At 71.2% G+C, this 6,458-nt stretch carries 5 protein-coding genes; 3 read left to right on the forward strand and 2 right to left on the reverse strand.

Features of this window, described 5'->3' with window-relative positions; genetic code table 11:
- Positions 1-47: 47 nt before the first annotated feature.
- Complete coding sequence (locus tag BM287_RS02305) at positions 48-1,184, reverse strand: glycosyltransferase family 9 protein (protein WP_244527825.1); 1,137 nt, start codon at positions 1,182-1,184, stop codon at positions 48-50.
- Between the two features lie 137 nt (positions 1,185-1,321).
- On the opposite strand from BM287_RS02305, the gene BM287_RS02310 reads away from it, so the two are divergent.
- The 3 genes from BM287_RS02310 to BM287_RS02320 are packed head-to-tail and all read left to right on the forward strand — an operon-like array spanning position 1,322 to position 5,322.
- A complete protein-coding gene (locus BM287_RS02310; RefSeq protein ID WP_090034533.1) occupies positions 1,322-2,803 on the forward strand; it encodes an aldehyde dehydrogenase family protein in 1,482 nt (493 codons plus the stop codon).
- Between the two features lies 1 nt (position 2,804).
- Complete coding sequence (gene rfaE2, locus BM287_RS02315) at positions 2,805-4,367, forward strand: D-glycero-beta-D-manno-heptose 1-phosphate adenylyltransferase (RefSeq protein ID WP_090034530.1); 1,563 nt, start codon at positions 2,805-2,807, stop codon at positions 4,365-4,367.
- A gap of 10 nt (positions 4,368-4,377) precedes the next feature.
- A complete protein-coding gene (locus tag BM287_RS02320) occupies positions 4,378-5,322 on the forward strand; it encodes a glycosyltransferase family A protein (RefSeq protein WP_244527826.1) in 945 nt (314 codons plus the stop codon).
- Positions 5,323-5,401: 79 nt separating this feature from the next.
- Here the strand turns inward: BM287_RS02320 and BM287_RS02325 are convergent, their stop codons facing one another.
- On the reverse strand, positions 5,402-6,091 hold the full coding sequence (locus BM287_RS02325) for an HAD family hydrolase (RefSeq protein WP_090034526.1): 690 nt from the start codon (positions 6,089-6,091) through the stop codon (positions 5,402-5,404).
- Positions 6,092-6,458: the final 367 nt, after the last annotated feature.

A 6,458-nucleotide genomic window follows, 5' to 3' on the forward strand; every position in this document is an offset into this window, starting at 1 on the left:
GACCCGGCGTGTCCCGTGCAGTCTTCGTGTACTCGACGGTGGGGGGATCAGAGCGGGATCAGTTGGGCGAGGTCGGCGTAGACGGGGGCGGGAGGTACCTGGGCGACGAAGGAGACGTCGTGGGCGCAGCGGTCGGCGGCGGACGTGCAGTCGCGGCCGCAGGCCGGGCAGCGGGTCGTCCAGGAGACATGGATGCGGTGCTCGGCCCGCCCGAGCGGGCCGGCGTTGATCACGTTGCCCGCCCAGAACACCGAGACGGTCGGGCAGCCGACCGCCTGGGCGAGGTGGCGCGGGCCGCTGTCGTTGCCGAGGAACGCATCCGCCGCACTCAGCAGACCCACGAGCCCGCTCAGCGTCAGGCGGCCGGCGAGCGACCGGAGCTGCTCTCCGGCGGCTGCGCGAGCGGCATCCCGGGCCAGACGGACGATCCGCTCGCCGAGAAGAACGTCCGACGAGTCGCCCACCACGACGACCCGTGCGCCGGCATCCACCAGCCGTGCGGCGACCTCGGCGAACCGTTCGGCCGGCCAGCGGCGCCGGGGATCCGTCGCCCCCGGATGCACGACCACCAACGACACTCCGGGCGGCGGGGCCCACCTCAACGCCTCTTCCCGCTCGCGGGGCGTGACGTGGATGCGCGGTTCGAGCGCGACCGGCGGAGCACCGACGAGCCCGGCCACCTCGAGTGCCCGCATCCATTCGTGCTGGTAGTACTCGTACGGCAGGACGCGGTCGAGGCGGGCCGCGTCCGGGGTGCAGAGTCCGGCGGTGACCCGGGCGCCGAGTCGCAGCAGGAAGGGGTTGGAGTTCCGCCCGCCGCCGTGGAGCTGAAGGGCGAGATCGAACCGCTTCTCCCGCATCTCCCGGACGAACTCGTCCGCGCCGGCCGGGTCTTCGGCCTCGCCCTCGGGCAGATAGACGCCGCGGACCCGCGGCAGCACCGCCACCTCGTCCACAGGACCCGGCCGTGACCCGAGCAGTGCCGCGTGCGCCGGGGTGCCGAGCAGGGTGATCCGCGCCCGGGGATAGGCGGCCGCCAGCGAGGAGAGGGCGGGGAACGCGAACAGCAGGTCCCCGAGTCCGCCGCCGCGGAGGACGGCGATCCGCTCGACGCCATCGATCCGACCGCCGGCCGGTCCGATCCACACCTCCGGCGCAGCCATACGCGAGGCCGCACGGGCCACGTCTCCTCCTCCTGTCATTCCTGCCCAGTTCCCCTCGCCGATCGACCGCAAACCGGTCCCGCCGAACGAGTTCGACGAGTTCTGCGAATGCACGTGTACGGCTCGCCGCCAGCGGGTATCTGGTGAGTGGGAACGAGATGACTGGAGGAGCTGTGTCCGTCACGCACATTCTGGAAGCGAAGCTCGACGGAGAGTCGATCACGATCACCGACCCCCGCGACGGCGGCATGGTCGGGACGGTCCGATCCGCCGGAGCCGGCGAGGTCGCCGATGCCGTCCGCCGTGCCGGCGCGGCCTTCACGTCGTGGTCGCGCCTGCCCAGCGAGGATCGCGGCGCGATGGTGCGACATGCGGCCGGCCTGGTCGCCGCGAACGCTCCGGAGCTGGCCGAGCTCAATAGCCGGGAGACGGGCCGGCCGACCGAGGAGGCCCTCGAGGGCGTCAGGGCCGGAGTCCGGACGCTGCTGCAGTTCGCCGAACTCGGCCCGCTTCACCGCGGGCACAGTCTGCGTGGTGCAGTGGATGCCGCCGACTACACGATCCCGGAGCCCCGGGGCGTCGTCCTCGCCCTGACACCGTGGAACGATCCGGTCGCCACGACCGCCGGCCTTGTCGGAGCGGCCCTCGTGACGGGCAACACCGTCATCCACAAGCCGAGCGAGCGCTGTCCCCATCTCGGAGCGCGCCTGGGCGAGCTCCTCGCGCAGGCGCTCCCGATCGACGTGATCCAGACCTTGCTCGGCGGCCCACCGGTCGGCAATGCGCTCGCCGAGCATCCCGGGATCGACCTGATCGCTCACGTCGGTTCGACGCTGGCCGGCGAGCAGATCGCCCGCACCGCGGCCCTCACCGGCAGCCGGGTGGTCCGGGAGAACGGCGGGAACGATCCGCTCATCGTCGATGCGGATGTGGAGCCCGAGTGGGCCGCAGCGCAGGCCGCCCTGGGGGCGTTCGCAAACGCCGGGCAGCTGTGCACCTCCGTGGAGCGCATCTTCGTCCACGAGGCGATCGCGGCGGAGTTCACGGATGGGCTGGTCCGCGAGGCGGAACGGCTCCACGAATCGGACGCGCTGGGCCCCCTGGTGGATGACGCGCTCCGGCTCCAGGTGCACGGACAGGTCGCGGATTCCCTCTCCCGTGGGGCGATCGCACTGTGCGGCGGAGCCATCCCGCCCGGTCCGGGCAGCTACTACCCGCCGACAGTGCTCACGGGGTGCACCACGGAGATGCCCGTGATGTCGGAGGAGACCTTCGGGCCGGTCGCGCCCATCCAGGTCGTCCGTGGCTTCGAGGAAGGGCTGGAGCTGGCCGCCCGCGGCCGCTATGGCCTCACCGCCACCGTGCTGACCCGGTCGATGGAGAATGCCCAGCGCGCGATCGCCGGGCTCCCGGTCGGCACCGTGAAGATCAACGCGGTCTTCGGCGGAGCGCCGGGCGGATCGGCCGAGCCGCGCGGCGACAGCGGCAGCGGCTACGGCTACGGGCCGGAGCTCTTGGACGAGATGACCACCACGAAAGTCGTGCACGTCGGCATCGCCCCGCGAAGGGATTCATGGCGGAGCGATTCCCGGCCGAGCGATTCCCGAGCAGCCGGCCTGCGCACAGACGAGGAGCACTGAGATGAGGAGCGACCCCATCCTGTCGATCTGCTCGGCCCTCACCCCGGACATCCCGGTTCGGCTGCGCTACATGTCGCCCGTGATCACCGTCATCGGCGACGCCATGCTCGACGGCTGGTGGCACGGGCACAGCGAGCGGATGGCCCGGGAGGCGCCGGCTCCCGTCGTCGCCATGACGCGCAAGCAGTTCGTCCCCGGCGGGGCGGCGAACACCGCGATGAACGTCGCGTCGATGGGTGCCCGGGTGCGCTTCGTCGGACTGGCCGGGGAGGACGAGAGCGGACTGCGCCTGCGCGACGAGCTCGACCATGCCGGAATCGACGTATCTGGTCTGATCCTCCATCCGGGCGTCACGACGATCACGAAGAACCGCATCATCGTCGGCGACCAGGTCCTCGCGCGGCTCGACGAGGCGCAGCCGGGGGAGTACCCGGCGGAGGCGCTCGAGCAGGTGGCGGCAGCCGTGGGCCGCGCGACCTCCGGCGTGGCGGCCCAACTGATCTGCGACTACCGGACCGGGATGCTGCCGGGCCCGGTCAGGCGTGCACTTCTGGAGCAGACCGATCGTCCGCCGCTGACCGTGGTGGATGCGCACGACCCGTCCCCCTGGGCGGAGCTGAGACCCGACATCGTCACCCCGAACGCCGAGGAGACGGCGCAGCTGCTGAAGGTTCCGCTGGATCCCGCCACCGACCGGGTGCGCACCGTGCTGGACCTCGCTCCGCGGCTCTTCCACGACACGGGAGCCGCCTCTGTGATCGTCACCCTCGACCGCGACGGGACCGTCATGATGGGACGGGACGGCACGCAGTACCGGACCTGGGCCCAGCCCGCGGCGGACAAGCAGGCGTCGGGCGCAGGCGACACGTTCGTCGCGGCCCTGGCCGTCGGTCGTTCCTGCGGCCTCCCTCTGACGACGAGCCTCGATCTCGCCCAGTGCGCCGCCGACGTCGTGGTCAGTCGCTTCGGGACCTCCGTCTGCTCGACCTCCGACCTCGTGGCCCACCTGGCGCAGTTCTCCGACGACGCGCTGGACTGCGACGAGCTGGTCCGTCAGCTCTCCGAGCAGCGGAAGGCCGGGAGGCGCATCGTGCTCACCAACGGCTGCTTCGACGTGCTCCATCGCGGGCACACCGCCTTCCTGAACCAGGCCAAGCGGCTCGGGGACGTCCTGGTGGTCGCGATCAACAGCGACGACTCGGTCCGCCGGCTGAAGGGCGACGGCCGTCCGATCAATCCGGTGGCCGACCGTGCCGGTGTCCTGGCCGCGCTCAGCTGCGTCGACTACGTGACCACGTTCGAGACGGATACCCCCGTGCCGCTCATCGAACGCATCCGGCCGGACATCTACGCGAAAGGCGGGGACTACCGGGCCGAGGAGCTGGCGGAGACGGAGGTGGTCCGCGGGTACGGCGGGGATGTGCGCATCCTCGACTACCTGCCCGCCCACTCCACGACGGCGGTGGTCCGGCGCATCCGGTCGGAGCGGCCGCTGGAGCGGGGGTCGGAGCGGCCGCTGGAGCGGCCGGCGCGGCGGGGGACGAATGCCGCCGGATCGGCGTGAGGCGGTCGAAATGGCGGCGATGAATGGCGACGGCACGGGCACCGGCAGCGGCGGTGGTTCCGGGGCCGCCCCCGTTTCCCGGCGGTGGTCCGGCGACTGGGGGCTCCCTGTGGAACCGCGCCCGGCCGAGGTGGATGTGCTGATCCCCACGATCGGACGCATCGCCGAGCTGGCGGTCACCCTCGCGGGCTTGTGCGCACAGGACGACCCGCCGTTCTCGGTCGTCGTGAGCGACCAGTCCCCGGACGGAGCAGCGCTCCGGGCACCCGCCGTCCAGGCGATGGTCCGGGTGCTGCGGGCACAGGGTCGGGAGGTGCGGCTCCTGCGCCACGAACGGCGCGGTCTGGCGGAGCACCGGCAGTTCCTGCTGGACCAGTCGAGCGCGCCGCTCTCCCTCTTCCTCGACGACGACGTCTGGCTGGAGCCCGGCTCGATCGAACGGATGCGGAACGCCCTCCTCGCCCTCGACTGCGGGTTCGTCGGCAGCGCCGTCCAGGGCCTGTCGTACCTCGACGACCGTCGTCCGCACCAAAGGACCGCGTTCGAGCTGTGGGAGGGTCCCGTCGAGCCCGAGCGCATCCGGACCGATCAGCCCTCGATCGAGCGTGCCTCCCTGCACGCGGCGGCGAACCTGGTGCACGTCGCGGAGGAGCTGCGCGTCGAGCGCGGTGGCTGGCTCCCGTACAAGATCGCGTGGCTGGGAGGGTGCGTGCTCTACCGCAGGGATGCGCTGGTGGAGGCCGGGGGCTTCGACTTCTGGAAGGACCTGCCGCCCATCCACTCGGGGGAGGATGTCGCGGCGGAATGGCGGGTCATGGAACGATTCGGCGCCGCCGGGATCGTGCCGAGCGGCGCCGTGCACCTGGAAGCGCCGACAACCGTTCCCGACCGCCGCGTCGAAGTGCGGGACGTCATCTTCGGGGCGGGAGCGGATGCGGCAGCGTCGTCACGATGAGGGGGTCTGTCTCACGGCATCCGCACCCCGATGCATCGCCTGACCCAGCGAGACCGGCTGTAGCTCGCCGGGGCGCTTCTCAGCCCGGCAGACTGTTGAGGATGCGGGCCAGCGCATCCACGGACGGGGCCGTCATCGTGGTGGACGGTGCCGTCCCGTCACGGTTCGCGTAGGCGGCCCGGACCGTGCGCATCCCCAGGTCGTCCGCGGCCTCGAGTTCGCCGCCTACGCCGTCCGCGATATAGAGCGTGGCGGACGGCTCGACGCCGAGCCGGTCGCAGAGCCGCAGGAAGAAACGCGGGTCGGGTTTCACGAGTCCCGCCTCGCAGGAGAGGGCGACGGCGTCGAACGCATCCACGGGACACGCCGCCTCGAGCGTGTGGGTGGCGCTGGCCGAGCAGTTGCTCAACAGGCCGAGGCGGATTCCGGCGGATCGCAACTCGGCGAGCAGGGTGTCCATCCCGGCGATCGGCGTCGCCGCGGTCCGGAGGAAGGCGTGCTCGGCCTCGGCGAGCCGGGCGGGGTCGGCGTGCGCCACTCCCGCCCGCGCCATCACCTCGCGGAAGCGATCCTCGGTCGGTCCGATCTCTCCCCGGTTGCTCGCCGCACTGGTCGCCTGCCAGTGCGAGAGGAAGGCGCGAGTCGTCATCCCGAGCTGCCGGGCGAGCTCCTCCTGATGGCGCTCGCGACGCACCGGATCGACGAACACGACCGTGTCGTACAGGTCGAAGACGACCGCGCGCACGGGTCTATCGTCACGCGCGGGCATACCCCGAGCCTAAACGAGCTTCATCGCCACTCCCCAGGCCGACATTCGTCACGAATCCCTCTTTGCCAGGCTGGTTGTGAGTCAGGTTGGCTCGGTTTGGGAGGGTTCTGTTTTGGGAGTCACAACGGGTTTTACTGCGGAGGAGATCCGCGAGGTGGTGCATGAGTATCACTTGCAACCGCATGGGACGAAGCTGGCGTGGTTGCAGGCGCGCAGCATCTCCAGGGACAAGATCCGGCGGTGGTCGACGGCGGTTTTCGAGGGCGATATCGAGCGGAGCCTGTTTCCGCGGCAGGCTAGGGCTATGACACATCCCGGGAGGCGAGCCTGGTTGGAACAGCAGCGGGCCAGAGAACGAGCAGCGCAT

Origin of the sequence: Leifsonia sp. CL147 (assembly GCF_900114565.1) — a bacterium.
Classification (GTDB): domain Bacteria; phylum Actinomycetota; class Actinomycetes; order Actinomycetales; family Microbacteriaceae; genus Leifsonia.